This is a genomic window from Amorphus suaedae (assembly GCF_053629675.1).
Genome location: NZ_JBRJIT010000002.1, coordinates 1,268,063 through 1,285,348, shown reverse-complemented (window position 1 = coordinate 1,285,348; position 17,286 = coordinate 1,268,063). Strand labels below are relative to the sequence as shown.

Below are 17,286 nucleotides of genomic sequence, written 5' to 3'. Positions count from 1 at the left end.
GACATGGCGTTTGACTGAATTTTTGAAACCTCGTACCGTCATCGCGAACAACAGGGATTGCAGGTTCATGGGAGACGACCAGGGTGAGCAGGGTGTCCGCGCGGCACAGACGACGCTGCTCGTTCTCGAAACCATCGCCTTCGCGGAGGAGCCGCTCGGCGTGACGCAGATCGCGGCGCGGGTCGGCCTGTCGAAGGGCGCGATCTTCCGCCACCTGCAGGGTCTGGTCGCGCGCGGCTACATCGCGCAGGAGCCGGTGAGCGCCCGCTATCATCTGGGCGTGAAGGCGTCGCTCATCGGACGCCTGGCGCCGCCCCTCAACGATCTCGCCGGCGCCGCCGACGGGCCGATGCGGGAGTTCCGCGACGCCACCTCCATCACCACCGTGCTGACCACGCCGACGGCGAACGGCGCGCTGGTGCTCTCCACATCGATCGCCTCCCACAAGATCGAGATCGGGGTCCGGCGCGGCAGCGAGCTCGCCTTCCATTCCTCCGCGCAGGGCAAGGTCATGCTCGCCCACGGCCCCTCCCCGCTGCTCCCGCGCATCCTGCGCGAAGAGCTGAAGCCGCTGACCCCGTTCACCATCACCGATCCCGAGCAGTTGCGGGCGGAAGTCCAGGCGGCCTTCGAGAACGGCTACGCCGTGGCGCCGGAAGAGGCTCTGCTGGGCATCAATGCGCTGGCCGCCCCGGTCTTCGGCCTCCACGACGAATTCGTCGCCGCGGTCGCGCTCGTCGGATCGATCCAGTTCCTGCCCCGCGACCCGCCGCAGGACCTCATCGACGCCGCGCGCGAGATGGCGCAGGCGATCTCCCACAACCTCGGGCGCGGCATCGTGCCCTGGAGCCGGAAGGCGCAAGCCGGATAGGGCGACCGGCTGGCCGCCCGGACACGCGGCGCAACATCGGCGCGGATCCTGCCCGGGCCACCGCGAAGCGCCCGCAACAGCCGGTCGCTTCGAGACGACACAGCAAAACAACAATCACTTGGGGTGGAAGCAGACATGGCGATCGATCTGTCGACGCGCATCGGCAACGTAGAGCTGAAGAACCCGATCATCGCAGGATCGGCCGAGCACCTGACCTTCGAGACCGGCGTCCGCCGGGCGCTCCAAAGCGGGGTCGGTGCGGTCGTCGTCAAGTCGGTCAACGAGGTCGAGGCCGGCAAGGACCAGATGGAGCGCGCGGAATACACGCTGCTCGACGAGAACTGGGAGCGCGTGCCGTGGAATCCCTCGGCGCCGCGCACCGCGACGGTCGCGTGCCGGTCGGGGCTGTCGCCGTTCTCCTTCGAGGAATGGCTGGATCAGACGCGTCGCCTGGATGCCGAGGCGAAGGCGATGGATGCCTACGTGGTTCCCAGCATCATCCTCGGCCAGCTCGACGCGGCCGTCGAGATGGCCAAGGCGATCGAGGCGGCCGGCCTGCGCGTCATGGAATTCAACGTCGGGACGCCCTATGCCAGCCAGACCGCGAAGGGCAACGTGTCGACGGAGCTGTCTCCCGACCGGCTCGCCGAGCAGGTTGCCGCGGTTGCCGGCGCGGTCTCGATCCCCGTCTGGGTGAAGACGACGGGCCAGAGCGAGCGCGTCCCCATGCTGGCGCAGTCGGCCTTCGACGCCGGCGGCAGCGCGACCATCATGGCCGGCCGCCTGCTCGGCTTCATCCCGGACCTGGAGACGATGGAGCCGCTGTTCGGCACCAGCCTCGGCATCGGCGGCTACTGGAACCTGCCGATCACCTGCCACTGGCTGGCGATGACCCGCAAGGCCATCGGACCGGACAAGCCGCTGATCGGCATCAACGGCGCCCAGTCGGGGCGCGACGTGGCGCGGATGATGCTGTCGGGGGCGAGCGCCGTGGAGATCGCCTCGCCCGTGATGGTTTACGGCTTCGAGCTGCTGGAGCGCGCGCTCGCCGAACTCACCGCCTTCCTCGAGGACAAGGGCCTCGATGCGCGCGACCTGATCGGCCGCGCCGCCGACCAGCACAAGACGTTCATGCAGATGCCGCGCATCCCGGGCAACTGGCGCAACTACATTCCGGACGAGGCGCAGCCCGATGGCGAAGTTGCCCCGGCTTCGGCACGCGAGGGGGCGGCCCGATGATCCGCGTCCTCAAGTCCGGCCGGACGCCGGAGGCCTCCGCCGCCGATGCTGCGCGCACCAAGGCGACGGTCGAGACGATCCTCGCCGACATCGCAGAGCGCGGCGACGCGGCGGTCCGGGAGCTGTCGGAAAAGTTCGATTCCTGGTCGCCGGAGACGTTCCGGCTGAGCGCCGAGGAGATCGAGGCATGCATCGCCGCGGTCCCGCCGCGCGATCTCGAAGACCTGAAGTTCGCCCAGGCGCAGATCCGGAATTTCGCCGAGATCCAGAAGGGCGCGCTTCAGGACGTGGAGGTGGAAACCCTCCCGGGCGTCATCCTCGGCCACAAGAACATCCCGATGCAGAGCGTCGGCTGCTACGTGCCGGGCGGCAAATATCCGCTCGTCGCCTCCGCCCACATGGGCGTGCTCACGGCAAAGGTGGCCGGCGTCGAGCGGGTGATCGCCATGACGCCACCGTTCCAGGGCAAGCCAGCACCGGCCGTCGTCGCGGCGATGGCCATGGCCGGCGCCGACGAGATCTACCTGCTCGGGGGCATCCAGGCGATCGCGGCGATGGCGCTCGGCACCGAAACGATCGCCCCCGTCGACTTCCTCGTGGGTCCCGGCAACGCCTTCGTCGCGGAGGCCAAACGCCAGCTCTTCGGCCGCGTCGGGATCGACCTGCTGGCCGGCCCCACCGAGACCCTGATCATCGCCGACGAGAGCGTCGACGCCGAAATCTGCGCGACTGACCTCCTTGGCCAGGCCGAGCATGGGCCCAACTCACCGGCCGTGCTCCTCACCGACAGCGAGCGGCTCGCCCGCGCGACCATGGACGAGGTCGAACGCCTCCTGGACATCCTCCCGACCCGCGAGATCGCCCGCAAGGCGTGGGAGGACTACGGCCAGGTAATCGTCTGCGACACGGTCGACGAGATGGTGTCGGAGGCCGACCGCATCGCGTCCGAGCACGTGCAGGTGATGACCCGGGATCCGGACGTCTTCCTCGCCCGCATGCGCAACTACGGCGCCCTGTTCCTCGGGCCCCGCACCAACGTCGCCTACGGCGACAAGGTGATCGGCACCAACCACACCCTGCCGACGCTCGGTGCGGCGCGCTACACCGGCGGACTGTGGGTCGGCAAGTTCATGAAGACCTGCACCTACCAGAAGGTGCTCACCGACGAGGCCTCCGCCCGCATCGGCGAAGTGTGCTCGCGCCTCTGCATGCTGGAAGGCTTCTCCGGGCACGCCGAGCAGGCGAACGTCCGGGTGCGCCGGTACGGCGGCAGGAACGTGCCCTATGCCGGGGCGGCGGAATGAGCGACGACGCCGGATCCGCGCTGCCGCGCACGCCCTCGTTCCGTCTCGACGGACGCCGGGCGCTGGTGACGGGAGCGGGTCGCGGGCTGGGACTGGCGTTCTCGGCGGCCCTCGCCCAGGCGGGCGCGCACGTCGTGCTGGCCGCGCGCTCGCGGGACGAGATTGAGGCGGCGGCGGACCGCGTGCGCGCCGAAGGCGGATCGGCCGAGGCGCTCGTTCTGGACGTCACCGACATCGCCGCAACCCGCGCGGCCGTCGATGCCCTGCCCGCCTTCGACGTGCTCGTGAACAATGCCGGCACCAACCGGCCGAAGCCATTGACGGAAATCACCGAGGACGACTACGACGCGATCGAGGGGCTCAACCTCAAGGCCGCGATCTTCACCACCCAGGCGGTCGTCCGGCGGATGATCGCCGAGAGCCGCCGTGGCTCGATCGTCACCATATCCTCGCAGATGGGTCATGTCGGCGGCGCCAACCGGACCCTCTATTGCGCGACCAAGCACGGCATCGAGGGCTTCACCAAGGCCGCCGCCGTTGACCTGGCGCCCCACGGCATCCGCATCAACACGATCGGCCCGACCTTCATCGAGACGCCGATGACCAGGCCGTTCTTCGAGAATGCGGCGTTCAAGGCCGACGTCCTCGCAAGGATCAAGCTCGGCCGCATCGGCCGTCTGGAAGACGTCATGGGCGCCCTCGTCTATCTGGCGAGCGACGCCTCGGGATTAGTGACCGGCACATCCATCGTGGTCGACGGCGGCTGGACCGCCGACTGACCCGCCGGGGCGAGGGAAAGGGAGAACATCATGCGGATTGTCTACTGGGCCCGGATCCCGCTTGCCCGCAAGCTGATCACCGACGGCTTGACGGCGCGGCCGGACGTCGAGCTCACCGTTGCGGAGAGCCTCGATGACTTCCTCGCCGCGCTGCCCGGCGCGTCGGCGCTGGTGCTGGCGGACGCGCCGGAAGCCGAGGCCCGGCAGGTTGCCGATGCCATCGCCCGGGGTGGCACCGTGCGCTGGATGCATTTCGTGACCGCCGGCAAGGAAGGCTTCGACGCCGCCGGGCTGCCGGAGGGCGTCGTCGTGACCGGCCCGAGCCTCGGCGTGTCGCCCACCGTTGCCGAACACGCCCTGACGCTGATCCTCGCGCTGCTGCGCCGGGTGCCGGACATGCTCGCCTCCACCCGCGAAGCGCGCTGGGACCGCAGCGTCATGCAGCGGCTCGCCACCCTGGAAGGCGAGACCGTCGCGATCGTCGGCTTCGGCAACGTCGGCCGGGAGATCGCCGCCCGGCTCAGGCCGTTCGGAGCCGAGATCGTCGGCGTCCGCAGGTCGGGCACCGCCGATCCACTCGCCGACAGGATCGTCACCCCCGACCGGCTGCACGAGATCCTGCCCGGCGCCGGGGTGGTGGTGCTCGCAATGCCGCAGACGGCGGAGACCGAGCACCTGTTCGGCGCGGCCGAGTTCGCCGCCATGCGGTCCGACGCGATCCTCGTCAACGTGGCGCGTGGCGGGGTGGTGGACCAGACCGCGCTCGTTGAAGCGCTGCAGGCCGGCACGATCGGCGGCGCGGCGCTGGACGTGACCACCCCGGAACCATTGCCCGGCGACGATCCGCTCTGGCGCTGCCCGAACGTGCTGATCTCCAGCCACATCGCCGGCGGCGGCAGCGAGCGGAGTCGTGCCCGCATCGCCGGCGACGTGACCACGCATCTCGACCGGCTGATCGCCGAGGGAACCCTGCGCGCCTAGACGATTTCTCCTGTCGGGTGGCATCGGCCCCGCGACAGGAGATGCCGCCCAATGCCCACGAGCCGTGCCCGATCCGGCTCCATCCGCGCCCCCTGGGCGCCCTCAGAAGGAGGCCCGGACCGCCATGACATCGACCAAGGACTCCCGAACCTGGTTCATCACCGGCTGCTCGACCGGCCTCGGCCGTGCGATCGCCACCGAGGCGCTCGTGGGCGGCCATCGGGTTGTCGCCACCGCCCGCGATCCGGAGACCCTGTCGGCGTTCACCACCGACTTTCCGCAGTCCGCCCTCACCCTCCGCCTCGACGTCACGGATCCGGTTGAGGTCCGCGCCGCGCTCGCCGCCGCGAACGAGCGCTTCGGTGACATCGACGTTCTGGTGAACAACGCCGGCTACGGATACTTCTCGGCCATCGAGGAAGGCGAGGACGACGCCGTCCGCGCCATGTTCGAGGCGAACGTGTTCGGCCTCTTCGACCTGACGCGCGCGGTCCTGCCGGGCATGCGGGCCCGCCGGAGCGGGCGGATCGTGAACATCACCTCGGTGGGCGGAATGATCGGCTCGGCCGGTGTCGGCTACTACAATGCCACCAAGTTCGCCGTCGAAGGCTTCTCGGAGGCCCTTGCACAGGAGGTGACACCGCTCGGCATCCGGGTAACGGCGGTGGCACCCGGCCCCTTCCGCACCGACTGGGCGGGGCGCTCCAGCGTCCGATCCGCCAACCGCATCTCGGATTACGAAGAGACGGCGGGTGCGCGCATCGCCATGGTCACCGGCCGCGCCGGCAACCAGCCGGGTGACCCGCAGCGCGCGGCGGCGGCCATCATCGACGCCGTGCTGTCGGACGATCCGCCGCTGCATTTCGTGCTCGGCGCGAACGGCACCGAGCGGGTCCGCGCCAAGCTCGCGGCGGTCCTCGACGAGGTCGACCGCTGGGCGGACGTCGGGGTCGCCACCGACTATCCAGCCAAATCCTGATCATCCTCCGCGCAACCGGCGGCGTGGCTCAGTTGAAGCCGCCGTCGGCGAGGATCGTGCGCCCGGTGATCCAGCGGGCTTCGTCGGAGGCGAGGAAGGTCACGATGCCGACGATGTCGTCGGGCTGACCGATCCGGCCGAGCGGCGTGCCGGCGACGATCGCCTCGCCCCGCTCGCGGATCGCGGCTTCGGTCATGTCGGTCTCGATCACGCCGGGCGCCACCGCGTTGATGGTGATCCGCTTCGGCCCGAGTTCCTTGGCGAACCCGTGCACCAGTGTCGACACGGCGGCCTTGGAGGCGGAGTAAACCACGCCCTTCGGCAGCGGCGCCGTCGCGAGGCGCGACGAGAAGTGCACGATGCTGCCGCCCTCGGGCAGCACCCGCGCGGCTTCCTGCGTCACCATGATCGAGCCCAGCACGTGAACGTCGAAGATGTCCCTGTAGTGCTGCTCGTCGATCTCGCCGAGCGGCAGGTACGGGCTCACACCGGCCGCGTTCACGACGATGTCGAGCCGACCGAGGAAGGCCGTCGCCTCCTCGACCATTCGCGCGACATCGGCGGGCTTTGCGACGTCGGCCTGGATCGCGACGGCGCGTCCGCCGGCGGACGTGAGGTCGTCCACGACCTTCCCCGCCTCGTCCGCGTTCGAGCGGTAGATCACCGCCACATCCGCCCCGAGCGCGCCGAACCGGCGGGCGATCGCCGCCCCGATCCCGCGCGAACCGCCGGTCACCAGCACGGCCTTGCCGCTGAACTGTCTGTTGCCGTCCATCGTCGCTCCCACCTTCAAAGACGATCTAGCGGGCCTTGGCCCATGCGTTGTCGGGGACGAGATCCAGCGGATTGTCCACCTTGAGGCCGCGGTCGATCGGCTTCGCCGCCATCTCCAGCACCCGGGCTTCCAGGGCGTCGAGATAGCCCGCCCGTTCCGCATCGCCGGCGCGCGGCGTGCCGTAGGCGATGAACGGCTCCTCCACCTCGTAGCCCATGTATTCCAGCGTCAGGTGCTGGACCTGCCACAGCACCCGGTCGACCTCGCCGTAGACGGCGTCCGGGCCGAACCGCGCGGCGGTTCCGCCCGTGGTGAGCGAGCACATGGCACGCCGGCCCCGGAACAGTCCGGCGTCGAAGCGGGCGCCGTCCACATAGGCGAACCCATACGCCAGGACCCGCTCGAACCAGCCCTTCAGGATGGCCGGCACCCCGCCCCACCACAGCGGGAACTGCAGAATCACCAGATCCGCGGCGGCCACGCGCGCCTGCTCGCGCGCGAGCTCGGGCGAAAACGCGTTCAGCCGCGCGGCATGGGCCTGCTCGCCCTGGTAGTGGAAGCGCGCCGGGTCGGCGACGGAGGTGAAGTCGTGCCGGCCGGCGACCGGATCGAAGCCCTCGGCGTAGAGGTCCGACACGGTCACCTCGTGGCCGGCCCGCTCGAGCGTCCGCCGTGCCCGATCCGTCAGCGCGGCGTTGAACGACGTCGGCTCCGGATGGGCATGGACGATCAGGACGTTCCGCTGCTGCGGGCCGGGCGCCTCCATCAGAACGCCACCTTGTCGGCGCCCTTGAGCTGGAGGATCTCCCGGGCCTCCTCGGGCGTCGCGATCTCCAGGCCGAGGCCCTCGATGATGCCGCGCGCCTTGGTCACCTGCTCGGCGTTGGAGGTGGCGAGCTTGCCCGGGCCGATCCAGAGATTGTCCTCAAGCCCGACGCGCACGTTGCCGCCCATCGAGGCGGCCATGGCGGCGATGGACATCTGCTGGCGCCCGGCGCCGAGCACCGACCAGCGGTAGCCGTCGCCGAACAGCCGGTCGGCGGTGCGCCGCATGTGCATCACGTCTTCCGGATGGGTGCCGATGCCGCCCAGGATCCCGAACACGCTCTGCACGAAGAAGGGCGGCTTCACCAGGCCCCGCTCGACGAAGTGGGCGAGCGTATAGAGATGGCCGATGTCGTAGCACTCGATCTCGAAGCGGGTGCCGTTGTCGGCGCAGGTCGTCAGGATGTTCTCGATGTCCTGGAAGGTGTTCTTGAAGATCCGGTCCTTCGAGCCTTCCAGGTACGGCCGCTCCCATTCGGTCTTGAAGTCCTTGAAGCGGGCGAGCATCGGATACAGCCCGAAATTCATCGATCCCATGTTCAGGGACGCGATCTCCGGCTTGAACATCGCCACCGGCCGCAGCCGCTCTTCCACCGACATGGTCGGCGCGCCGCCGGTGGTGATGTTCACGACGACGTCGGATCGCTGCTTGATCACCCGCAGGAACGGCTCGAACCGTTCCGGCGACTGATCCGGCATGCCCGTCTCCGGATCGCGCGCGTGCAGGTGCACGACCGCGGCCCCCGCCTCCGCCGCCCCGATCGCCGCATCGGCGATCTCCTCGGCGGTGACCGGCAGGTGCGGCGACATCGACGGCGTGTGGATCGAGCCGGTGACGGCGCAGGTGATGATGACTTTTCGCGACAAGGCGCGTCTCCCTTCCAAGCTCCGGGTGTTCCCGTTCAGGAATCGAGGTTCAGCAGCTTCGAGGCGTTTGTCGACACCAACTTGCGGATGTCGGCCTTCGACACCTGCAGATCCAGGAGTTCGGAGACGATCCACCGGTAGCCGTCGACCGGCAGCGGCGCCTGGGTGAGCCCGAGGTCGGAGCCGAGCACCGTCCGGTCTACCCCGGCCACCTCCACCAGATGCACCAGATCCTGGGGTTCGTGGATCTTCGCCCGGCCCGGCACGAACATGCAGATCGAGTGTTCCATGTAGGCCCCCAGCGCAACCAGCTGGCGGATGTCGTCGTCGGAACAGCCGATCACGTAGGTCGGATGGTTCACCATCATCTTGCGGACCCCGCGCCGGCCCGCCTCCTCGAACAGCACCACCAGTTCGCTGGCGTGGAGGTGGCCGCCGGCCAGAATGATGTCGGCCTCGGCGATCAGGTCGAGGATCTGCTTCGCCTCGTCCACCAGCTCGCCGTTGGCGTCGAGCACCGTCAGCGGAATCGGCGGCAGCATGGTCCGCGCCGTCTTCGGGAAGCTCTGGGACTGATAGGAGCGGATGTGGTTCTGGGCCGCGAAGGTCGGCATCCAGACGATCTTTCCTCCGAGCTTGATGGCGTGGTCGACGGCATGCGGATTGAGGCCGCCGGAGGCACTGTTGAGGGCGACGCCGGAGAACAGCTCGACCCTGGACTCCGGATAGATGGCCTTCAGCACGGCGCAGTGGGGCATGCCCAAATAATAGTGGTCCTTGTAGAGAAGCGCCCGGAAGCCCGCCTCCTCCGCCTGGCGAAACGCGTCGACGTGGTCGAGGATGCGCGGCATCGCCGCCGGGCCGGAGTGACAGTGCAGATCGACCGCTCCGACCAGCAGGTCGGCGACTTCGGCGGCGCGATCGTCGGACATGTCCGCAAGCGGCACGATGGTGGGGTACTCGGTGGTGGTATCGGCCATGACCGTTGATCCTCTATTTGTCCTTGGGCGCGCCGACGGCCGCCAGATCCGCATAGGCCCGGCTCGCCGCCTGGTGCATGAAGCCCTGGTCGGAACTCACGATGAACGCCGAGGCGCCCATCGCCTGAAACCGCCGGGCCTCGTCGGCACCCGGCACCATGACGGCGACCGCCTTGCCGGCCCTGCCCGCCGCCTCGCAGATGCGGGTGCAGGCGTTTTCCACCTCGGGGGCTGCCATGGATTCCGCGCCGTAGGCGACGGTGAGATCGCCGCGCCCGATGAACACGCCGTCGAGACCGTCCACCGCCAAAATCGCGTCGATCTCGTCGAGCGCCTCCGGATCCTCGATCATCGCGATGAAGGCGACGGACGCGTCGGACGCCGCGATGTGCTCCTTCATCCCCGTCTGGCCGTAGCGGCCGGCGCGGTTGGTGTTGGAGAACCCGCGCTTGCCGCCGCGGTAGCGGCAGGCCGCCGCCATGTCGCGCGCCTTCGCGGCGGACGAGACGTGGGGCACCAGGATGCCCGAGGCCCCGTCATCCAGGACGGAAAGCACCCGCGCCGCCGTCGGCTCGGAGATCCGAACGACGCCGGCGGTGCCGCTTGCACGCGCGGCGAGCAGGGCATGATCGATGGTGACGCGGTCCCAGGGCGCGTGCTCCTCGTCGATCACGACGAAATCGAATCCCACGTCGCCGAGGATTTCCACCGGATGCGCGTCCGGCGTCTTCACGAAGGTGCCGACGAGATGCTGGCGGGAGCCGAAGAGCTCGCGAAAGCCGCTGCGCGGGCGTGTGGTCTGGGTCGTCATCGAAAGCCTTCCGTTGGTGTGCGTCGTGAGGTCCCGGGCGCGTCAGTGCATCGGCATGAACGCGTGCGGCAGGAACAGCGAGATCTGCGGAACCAGCGCGACGAGAGCCAGCACCGCCAGGCAGATCAGGATGAGCGGGATCGCCTCCCGGGACACCGCCGACAGCGATTCCCCGGACGTGGCGCAGACGATGAACAGCAGGATGCCGACGGGCGGCGTCGCCATGCCGATCACCACGTTGAGGACGACCATGGTGCCGAACTGGACCGGCTCCATGCCGATGATTGTCATGAACTTCATGAGGATCGGCATGGTCAGGATCAGGATCGAGATCGGCTCGAGGAACATGCCGAGGACGAGAAGGACAAGGTTCAGGAGCAGCAGCACGAGCAGCGGCTCGTCGGTGATGCTCAGCACCAGCGAGGCGATCTCGGACGGCACCTGTTCCAGCGTGAAGACGAACGAGACGATGCTGGCCATCGCGGTGATGAACAGGATCGACGCGCTGACGAAGCAGGTCGCGACCAGCGACTGCCAGACGCGCGGGATCGTCAGGTCGCGATACGCGAAGCCGATGATCAGGGCGTAGACCACGGCGACGGCGGCCGCCTCGGTGGGGGTGAATACGCCGGCCTTGATGCCGACCACGATGATGAGCGGCAGGATCAGCGCCGGCAGCGTGCGCACCGTCGCCCGGCGCCGGTCGGCCCAGCCCATCTTGTCGGTGATCGGGAAGCCGTCGCGGCGGGCCCGCCAGCCGGCGTAGATCAGAAGGCCGAGCGCCAGCAGGATCCCCGGCATGACGCCCGCGATGAAGAGCTGGCCGATCGACACCCCCGACAGCACCCCGAAGATGATCATGGTGATGCTCGGCGGGATGATCGGTCCCATGATGGAGCTCACGCCGACGAGCGCCGCCGCATAGGCCTTCGGAATGCCCTGGCGGGCCATGGTCGGAATGAGGATCGACCCCAGCGCCGACGCCTCGGCAGTCGCGCTGCCGGAGATGCCGGCGAAGAAGCCGGCCGACAGCACCGTGACCGACGAGAGGCCGCCGCGCCGATGGCCGACCATGGCGCGGGCGAACTCGACGATGCGGTCGGTGATGCCGCCGACGTTCATCAGCATGCCGGCGAGGAGAAACAGCGGGATCGTCAGCAGGATGAACTGGTCGACGCCGGCCATCATCCGCTGCGGAAGCGCCAGCAGGACCGCGCCATTGCCGCTGAGGAACAGGTACCCCATTCCGCCGACGCCGAGCGCCAGCGCGATCGGCACACCGGTGGCGAGCAGCACGAAGAAGACGCCGAAGAAACCGCCCATCGCGCTACAGAGCTCCCCCGGTCACCGTCGGCGCAGTTTGGTCGCTCTGGTCACTCTGGTCGCTCCGGTCGCCCCGCAGCGTCAGCGCATCCACCACGATCGCACCGATGATGTGCAGCCCCAGAAGCGCGCTGCCAACCGCCACCGACACGTAGACCCAGAAGACCGAGATGTGGATGCCGTGGCCGGTGATCGACATCCAGATGAAGTCGATGGCCGGCAGTCCCTGGTTCTGGAACCGCGCGGCGTAGATGTAGCCGTTGACCATCATCAGCCAGAGGAAGATCAGGATCGGGATGCTCACCACGATCTTCAGCGCCAGGCGCCAGCTCGGCCTGAGCATCAGAGGCACGACGTCGACCGCGATCAGTTCGCCCCGCTGATAGGCCATGCCGATGAACAGGAAGGTCTGCCAGACCAGGATGTAGCGGCAGAGTTCCTCGGCCCAGATCAGCGACGCATTGAACACGTAGCGGGCGACGACCTGGACGGCCATGATGACGACCACCACCGCCATCGACGTGCCCGCGAGGACATTGATCAGGCGCGCGTAGGCGCCGTAGATCCGTGCCAGAGGCCCGATCCGGGCCGGCATCGCGTTCATGCGACCTTGATCCCTGAGAGAGGCGTTGCCGTGGACATGGCGGGCGCAGCAGCCTGCGCCCGCCGGACGACGATCAGGAGTTGGCCCGTGCGGCGACCACGAACTCGGCGATCAGCGGTGACTTCTCGCTCCACTGGGCGATCAGCGGCGCCACCCGCTCCTTCATTGCCGGCAGGTCCTCGAGCTCGTAGATCTCGACGCCCTTCGCCCGCAGCTCGTCGCGACCCTCGTAGTCCTGGGTCTTGGTGTAGTTCAGCGTCGGGATGATGGAGTCGCGCCCGGCCTTGCGCATGGCCTCCTGCACCTCCGGCGGCAGCCCGTCGAAGAACGCCTTGTTGGCGGCGATGACGTTGTGCCAGGGGTAGTGGCCGGTCAGCGTGAAATGCTTGGCGACCTCCCAGAGATTCTCGCCGAGCATCGAGGAGACGTTGATCTCGCAGGCGTCGATGACGCCGGTCTCCAGCGCGCCGTACACCTCGCCGTAAGGCAACCCGACCGGCGCGACGCCGATCGTCTCCCAGATCTGCTTGTGCAACGGAACCGGTACGATGCGGGTCTTCAGGCCGGCGAAGTCGTCGACCTTGCGGACCGGCTTGGAGACGCTGGCGAAGTTGCGCTGTCCGATGTCGGTCGTCTGCAGGCCGATCAGGCCGGCCGGCGCCAGGTCGTCGAGGATCTTCTGGCCGATCTCGCCCGTGGCGAGCTTCCCGAACTGTTCGTAGTCCTTGATCAGGAACGGAAGCTGATAGGCGTCGAGCGCCGGACGTCCGGTGACGAGCGGATAGAGAACGCCGCTCGCGCCCACCAGCTCGTTGGTCCCCGTCATCGCGGACTCGAGATTCTGCTTGTCGTCGCCCAGCTGGCGGTTGGGGAAGATCGTGACCTCGACCTGACCCGGCAGAAGCCCTTCCAGGGCCTTCTTGAACTCCACGGCCGCGATGTGGCCGGGGTGGATTTCATTGGCCGCATGCGCGAGGCGCATCTTGATCGGCGACGCCTTGGCGATGCTCGGCATCGCCAGTGCAAAGGCGGCCGCACCCGAGGCGGCGAGAACCTCTCGACGAGTTGGCATTGGCACCCTCCCTGTGTTTTGTTCTGCAGAACAGTATTATTATTTATCGATTGTTTGACGGGACATCTCGGCTGTCAAGCGCCATTCCCGAACAAAAACCTTCCAGATTGCGCTTGACAGGCACCGCCCATCGCATCTCATTTTTAGCGCATACGTTCTCTCTGACAGAACACTGGCATCACATCACGAAAGGGAGGTCTTTCGATGTACGACCAAACGGACCCGCGCGCGCGCCTTGCCGCCAGCGCGGCCAAACCGGCCCCGAAAGCCTTCGTGGGCGCGGACTTCGGCCTCTTCTACGAGACCGCGCCGCAGCTTGAGGACGGGGCGACGAAGACGTGGATCACCCGCGGCCAGAACTTCCTGGTGGCGCACACGGAAGCGCAGGCGGGAGCCGTACTGGAGCGGCACGACCAGATCGACGAGTACGTCCTCCTGCTGCCCGACCGGGGCACCTCGGCGTACGTGTCGGCCGGCGGAACGACCCACGACGTTCCGGGCTTCTCGCTGGTTATCCTGCCGCCCGGCGACAGCCGGATCGAGCTGCCGGATGGCGGCCGCGCGGTGCGGATCTTCTCGACCCAGTCGGAGGACCTGAACGCGCTGTGCTCGAACGCCGCCTCCTATGCCGAGCCGCATCCGAACATTCCGCCCTTCGAGCCGTGGCCCGAGCCGCGCGGCGGCTACAAGGTCCGGGTCTACAGCCTCGACGTGCCGCAGACGAAGGGTCGGTTCGGGCGGATCTTCCGCTGCACGACGCTGATGGTGAACTACCTCGATCCCCAGGACGGCCCGCGCGACACGACGAAGCTGTCACCCCACCACCACGACGACTTCGAACAGGGCTCGCTTGCGCTGGAGGGGTCGTATACGCATCATCTGCGCTGGCCGTGGACGACCGATCTCAGCACATGGCGCGAGGACCAGCACGCCCGGTGCGGGTCGCCCTCGCTGACGGTCATCCCTCCGCCGGCCATCCACACCTCCCGCGGCATGGACCAGGGGCTCAACCAGCTTGTCGACATCTTCTCCCCGCCGCGTGACGACTTCTCGCGGCAGCCGGGGTGGGTGCTGAATGCCGACGAGTATCCCATGCCGGGCGAAAGCACCGCGAACTGAGCCGCCCGTATCCGGCTCGGACACAGGAAGATTGATCGCGATGATTTCCGGTCGCCAGGACCGGGATCACCGCGATCGGGCGGACCGCCCAGTCGGAAGTGAGAGATGACGCGACCATCAGGCATCCAGGCAGTCGAATTCGCCCTTCACATCCTGGAGTACGTCGCCCAGTGCCAGACCTCGGTCGGCGTGACGGAGCTTGCCCGCCACTTCGACACCAACAAGAGCCGCATCCACCGCCATCTCCAGACGCTGGTTTCCGCGGGCTACCTGATCCGCAATGACGACACCGAGCGCTACGGCATCAGCGCGCGCCTGATGGCGCTCGGCCAGGCGGTCAGCGAAAGCTTCGAGCTGGCCACCGCCGCCCGGGACATCGCGCGCGAGCTGCGCGACGCGCTCGGGCACGCGGTGGCGATCAGCCTGCCGGAGAAGGAGGGCAACCGCATCCTGCTGATCATGCCCAGCCGCTCCAACATCGAGATCGCGGTCAAGCCGGGCTCGCTCTTGACCTTCAACGGCAGCGCCCAGGGCAAGATCACCCTCGCCTTCGGGGCGCCGGAACTGCTGGAGCAGGTCACCGCGGAAGGGCTCGGCATGATCACGCCCTACACGATCACCGATCCCGTCCGCTTCCGCGAGGAGATCGCCGCCGTGCGCAGCCACGGCTGGGCGGTTGCGCCGAACGAGGCGATGATCGGGCTCAACGCCCTCGCCGCCCCGATCTTCGATGCGTTCGGCAAATATGCCGGCTCGATCGCGATGACCGATTCGATCCAGTTCATCGGCGAGACGCCCACCAACGAACAGCTCCAGCATCTGCGCGAGGCAGCCCGGAAGATCTCGGCCAACCTCGGCTTCCGCGAGCCGGTCCGGGCGGCCGACCGGACAGTCTGACGCGCGACGGCGCAAGGCCACGCGGGAAGAACATGCCGGGCCGCCCCGGGGCGCTTGGCGCTCCGGGACGGCCCCTGTCGGAGGTCGCCTACTCGGCCGGCTGTGCGGCGAACGCGTTGGACCGGGTTTCCCGGGCCAGCACCAGCAGCACCACCAGGAACAGCGCCTCGATCACCGCGAACGCGATGAAAGCGCCGGTGAACCCGCTCGAGCTCTTGATAAGGGCGCCCATCAGCCAGGGCGAGGCGAAGCTCGACAGGATGCCGAACACCTCCGCGTAGCCCACGGCCGCCGTCGCCAGGCTGTCGTGGTACTTCTCGCTCATCAGGGAGAAGATCGCGCCGCCGCCCAGCACCGCCAGTCCGCTCAGGGCCGCGTAGAGCACAAGAGCGCCGAACGGCAGCGGATAGAGCGTGCTCGACAGGAACATGATCGCCGTCAGCAGAGCCAGGAACGCCGTGAGCTTGATCATGAAGGTCTTGCCGAGATTGTCGGCCATGTAGCCGCCGATCACCAGGAACACCACCTGCGAGAGCCCCATCAGCGTGCCGATCAGCGCCGCCGACTCGACGGGCATGTTCTGCACTGTGATGAAGGTCGGCACCACCCAGGTGGCGGTGCCGGCGATGGCGAAGGTGCAGGCGGCGATGCCGAAGCCGCCGACCGCGATCCACTTGGAGCGGAACACTTCGCGTACCGGCAGGTGCGCGACGGGCGGTTCATCCTCCCAGCGGAAGCCGGTGTACCCGATGGCCGCCGGCCCTGCCCTGACCGCGATCATGTCGATCACCGCCACGATCAGCGTTCCGATCGCCAGCACCGCGAAGAAAGTGCGCCAGCCCACCGCGATCGTCAGCGGGATGCCGAGCGCGAAGTCCAGCGTGATCGCGAGGCTGTAGGCGGCCAGGATCATGCCGACGATGGCGCCGCGCCGGCGCTGCGGAAACCAGTCGAAGATCAGCTTCATGTTGCCGAGGAAGATCGCCGCGTCGAAGAAACCGATGGCGAGGCGTAGGAGCAGCAACTGCGTGTAGTTCTGCACGAACACCTGCAGGACCATCCCCAGCCCCGTGCCGGCGAGACCGATCAGCAGCAGGGTGCGCGCCGAGACGGTCCGGCTGAACGGCGCCCAGACCACCATTCCGATGCCGTAGGTGAGCGCGAAGATGCCCTGGGCGAGCCCCGCCTGTGCCGGATCGAGCGACAGCGTCTCGGAAATGAACGGCACGACCGCGGCAAAGGCGTACCAGTCGGCCGCGAGGAAGATTTCGCAGACGAGGGCGAGCAAGAGCATCCCTACCTGCCAGCGTTTGATCCGCGCCCTGTCGGCGTCGGAAAGGCTTTCCCAGTTCATCGTATGACCCCTCATCATTGTCTGGTTGACGTCCGGCTCCCCTCGCCGCCTCAGGCCGGCGGCGGCAGGAAATCCACCTCGTGCTCGGCGGCGATGCGCACGACTTCGGCCGGATCGGGGACGTTGTGGATGCGCTCGAAGAGTTCCCGCAGCGAGCGGGTCGGGGCGACCCAGAACAGGCTGGTCGCGTCCGCGTCGGACTTGTTGAAGATGCCGTGCGGGATGCCCATCGGCATGCGCACGAGATCGCCCGCCGTCGCCGTGAAGTCCTTGCCGTCCAGCCACAGGTCGTAGCGACCGCTCAGCACGTAGATGAATTCGTCCTGGGTCGGATGGACATGCGGCGGGACGAAGGTTCCGGGCGGGAACTTGGCGTGCCAGGCCATCGACGACGTGGAGACCTGCTTCAGCGTGTAGGTCTGGCCGAGGATGTCCCAGACGGCCTCGTCGTAGGCGTTCGCCGCGTCGGTGATGCCGGGTGGCATGTCGATCATTGTGGGTGGTCC

Annotated in this window: 18 protein-coding genes; 8 read left to right on the top strand and 10 right to left on the bottom strand. The window is 68.1% G+C overall.

Annotated features, from left to right (window positions below; genetic code table 11):
• Positions 1 to 67: 67 nt before the first annotated feature.
• From AB7M35_RS19705 to AB7M35_RS19680, 6 genes are all read left to right on the top strand, one after another.
• Positions 68 to 871: an IclR family transcriptional regulator gene (locus AB7M35_RS19705; protein WP_453962128.1), complete on the top strand. Its 804-nt coding sequence runs from the start codon at positions 68 to 70 to the stop codon at positions 869 to 871.
• Positions 872 to 1,006: 135 nt separating this feature from the next.
• A complete protein-coding gene (locus AB7M35_RS19700; protein ID WP_453962127.1) occupies positions 1,007 to 2,110 on the top strand; it encodes a hypothetical protein in 1,104 nt (367 codons plus the stop codon).
• A complete protein-coding gene (gene hisD, locus AB7M35_RS19695) occupies positions 2,107 to 3,414 on the top strand; it encodes a histidinol dehydrogenase (RefSeq protein ID WP_453962126.1) in 1,308 nt (435 codons plus the stop codon). Before AB7M35_RS19700 ends, hisD begins: the two co-directional genes overlap by 4 nt.
• Complete coding sequence (locus AB7M35_RS19690) at positions 3,411 to 4,193, top strand: SDR family NAD(P)-dependent oxidoreductase (protein WP_453962125.1); 783 nt, start codon at positions 3,411 to 3,413, stop codon at positions 4,191 to 4,193. Before hisD ends, AB7M35_RS19690 begins: the two co-directional genes overlap by 4 nt.
• Positions 4,194 to 4,223: 30 nt before the next feature.
• Complete coding sequence (locus AB7M35_RS19685) at positions 4,224 to 5,174, top strand: D-2-hydroxyacid dehydrogenase (protein WP_453962124.1); 951 nt, start codon at positions 4,224 to 4,226, stop codon at positions 5,172 to 5,174.
• Between the two features lie 124 nt (positions 5,175 to 5,298).
• Entirely contained in the window at positions 5,299 to 6,153 is an 855-nt protein-coding gene (locus AB7M35_RS19680; RefSeq protein WP_453962123.1) for an oxidoreductase, read from the top strand.
• 28 nt (positions 6,154 to 6,181) lie between these two features.
• Here the strand turns inward: AB7M35_RS19680 and AB7M35_RS19675 are convergent, their stop codons facing one another.
• The 8 genes from AB7M35_RS19675 to AB7M35_RS19640 all read right to left on the bottom strand — a co-directional run bounded on the left by AB7M35_RS19675 (position 6,182) and on the right by AB7M35_RS19640 (position 13,410).
• Entirely contained in the window at positions 6,182 to 6,928 is a 747-nt protein-coding gene (locus AB7M35_RS19675) for an SDR family NAD(P)-dependent oxidoreductase (RefSeq protein WP_453962122.1), read from the bottom strand.
• A 25-nt stretch (positions 6,929 to 6,953) separates the two neighbouring features.
• The gene (locus AB7M35_RS19670; protein WP_453962121.1) at positions 6,954 to 7,694 is read right to left on the bottom strand and encodes an NAD(P)H-dependent oxidoreductase; all 741 of its coding nucleotides are present in this window, start codon (positions 7,692 to 7,694) and stop codon (positions 6,954 to 6,956) included.
• Positions 7,694 to 8,620, bottom strand: a complete 927-nt coding sequence (locus AB7M35_RS19665) for a 3-keto-5-aminohexanoate cleavage protein (protein WP_453962120.1) — start codon at positions 8,618 to 8,620, stop codon at positions 7,694 to 7,696. Before AB7M35_RS19665 ends, AB7M35_RS19670 begins: the two co-directional genes overlap by 1 nt.
• 35 nt (positions 8,621 to 8,655) lie before the next feature.
• Complete coding sequence (locus AB7M35_RS19660; protein ID WP_453962119.1) at positions 8,656 to 9,600, bottom strand: DUF6282 family protein; 945 nt, start codon at positions 9,598 to 9,600, stop codon at positions 8,656 to 8,658.
• Positions 9,601 to 9,613: 13 nt separating this feature from the next.
• Entirely contained in the window at positions 9,614 to 10,411 is a 798-nt protein-coding gene (locus tag AB7M35_RS19655) for an HpcH/HpaI aldolase family protein (RefSeq protein ID WP_453962118.1), read from the bottom strand.
• A gap of 42 nt (positions 10,412 to 10,453) precedes the next feature.
• Entirely contained in the window at positions 10,454 to 11,734 is a 1,281-nt protein-coding gene (locus tag AB7M35_RS19650) for a TRAP transporter large permease (RefSeq protein WP_453962117.1), read from the bottom strand.
• Between the two features lie 4 nt (positions 11,735 to 11,738).
• Positions 11,739 to 12,338 (bottom strand): TRAP transporter small permease, encoded by a 600-nt coding sequence (locus AB7M35_RS19645; protein WP_453962116.1) that lies wholly within the window; start codon positions 12,336 to 12,338, stop codon positions 11,739 to 11,741.
• Positions 12,339 to 12,411: 73 nt separating this feature from the next.
• Positions 12,412 to 13,410, bottom strand: coding sequence for a TRAP transporter substrate-binding protein (locus tag AB7M35_RS19640; RefSeq protein WP_453962115.1), 999 nt, complete (start codon positions 13,408 to 13,410; stop codon positions 12,412 to 12,414).
• A 204-nt stretch (positions 13,411 to 13,614) separates the two neighbouring features.
• Between AB7M35_RS19640 and AB7M35_RS19635 the strand changes: the two genes are divergently transcribed.
• Both AB7M35_RS19635 and AB7M35_RS19630 read left to right on the top strand, forming a co-directional pair.
• Positions 13,615 to 14,529 carry a hypothetical protein gene (locus tag AB7M35_RS19635; protein WP_453962114.1) on the top strand — a complete coding sequence of 305 codons (915 nt, stop codon included), beginning with the start codon at positions 13,615 to 13,617 and terminating at the stop codon, positions 14,527 to 14,529.
• Positions 14,530 to 14,634: 105 nt separating this feature from the next.
• Positions 14,635 to 15,426, top strand: coding sequence for an IclR family transcriptional regulator (locus AB7M35_RS19630; protein WP_453962113.1), 792 nt, complete (start codon positions 14,635 to 14,637; stop codon positions 15,424 to 15,426).
• 88 nt (positions 15,427 to 15,514) lie between these two features.
• Here AB7M35_RS19630 and AB7M35_RS19625 read toward each other — a convergent pair whose 3' ends face one another.
• Together AB7M35_RS19625 and AB7M35_RS19620 are read right to left on the bottom strand one after the other, a co-directional pair.
• Positions 15,515 to 16,780: an MFS transporter gene (locus AB7M35_RS19625; RefSeq protein WP_453962112.1), complete on the bottom strand. Its 1,266-nt coding sequence runs from the start codon at positions 16,778 to 16,780 to the stop codon at positions 15,515 to 15,517.
• A 50-nt stretch (positions 16,781 to 16,830) separates the two neighbouring features.
• A complete protein-coding gene (locus AB7M35_RS19620) occupies positions 16,831 to 17,274 on the bottom strand; it encodes a cupin domain-containing protein (protein ID WP_453962111.1) in 444 nt (147 codons plus the stop codon).
• Positions 17,275 to 17,286: the final 12 nt, after the last annotated feature.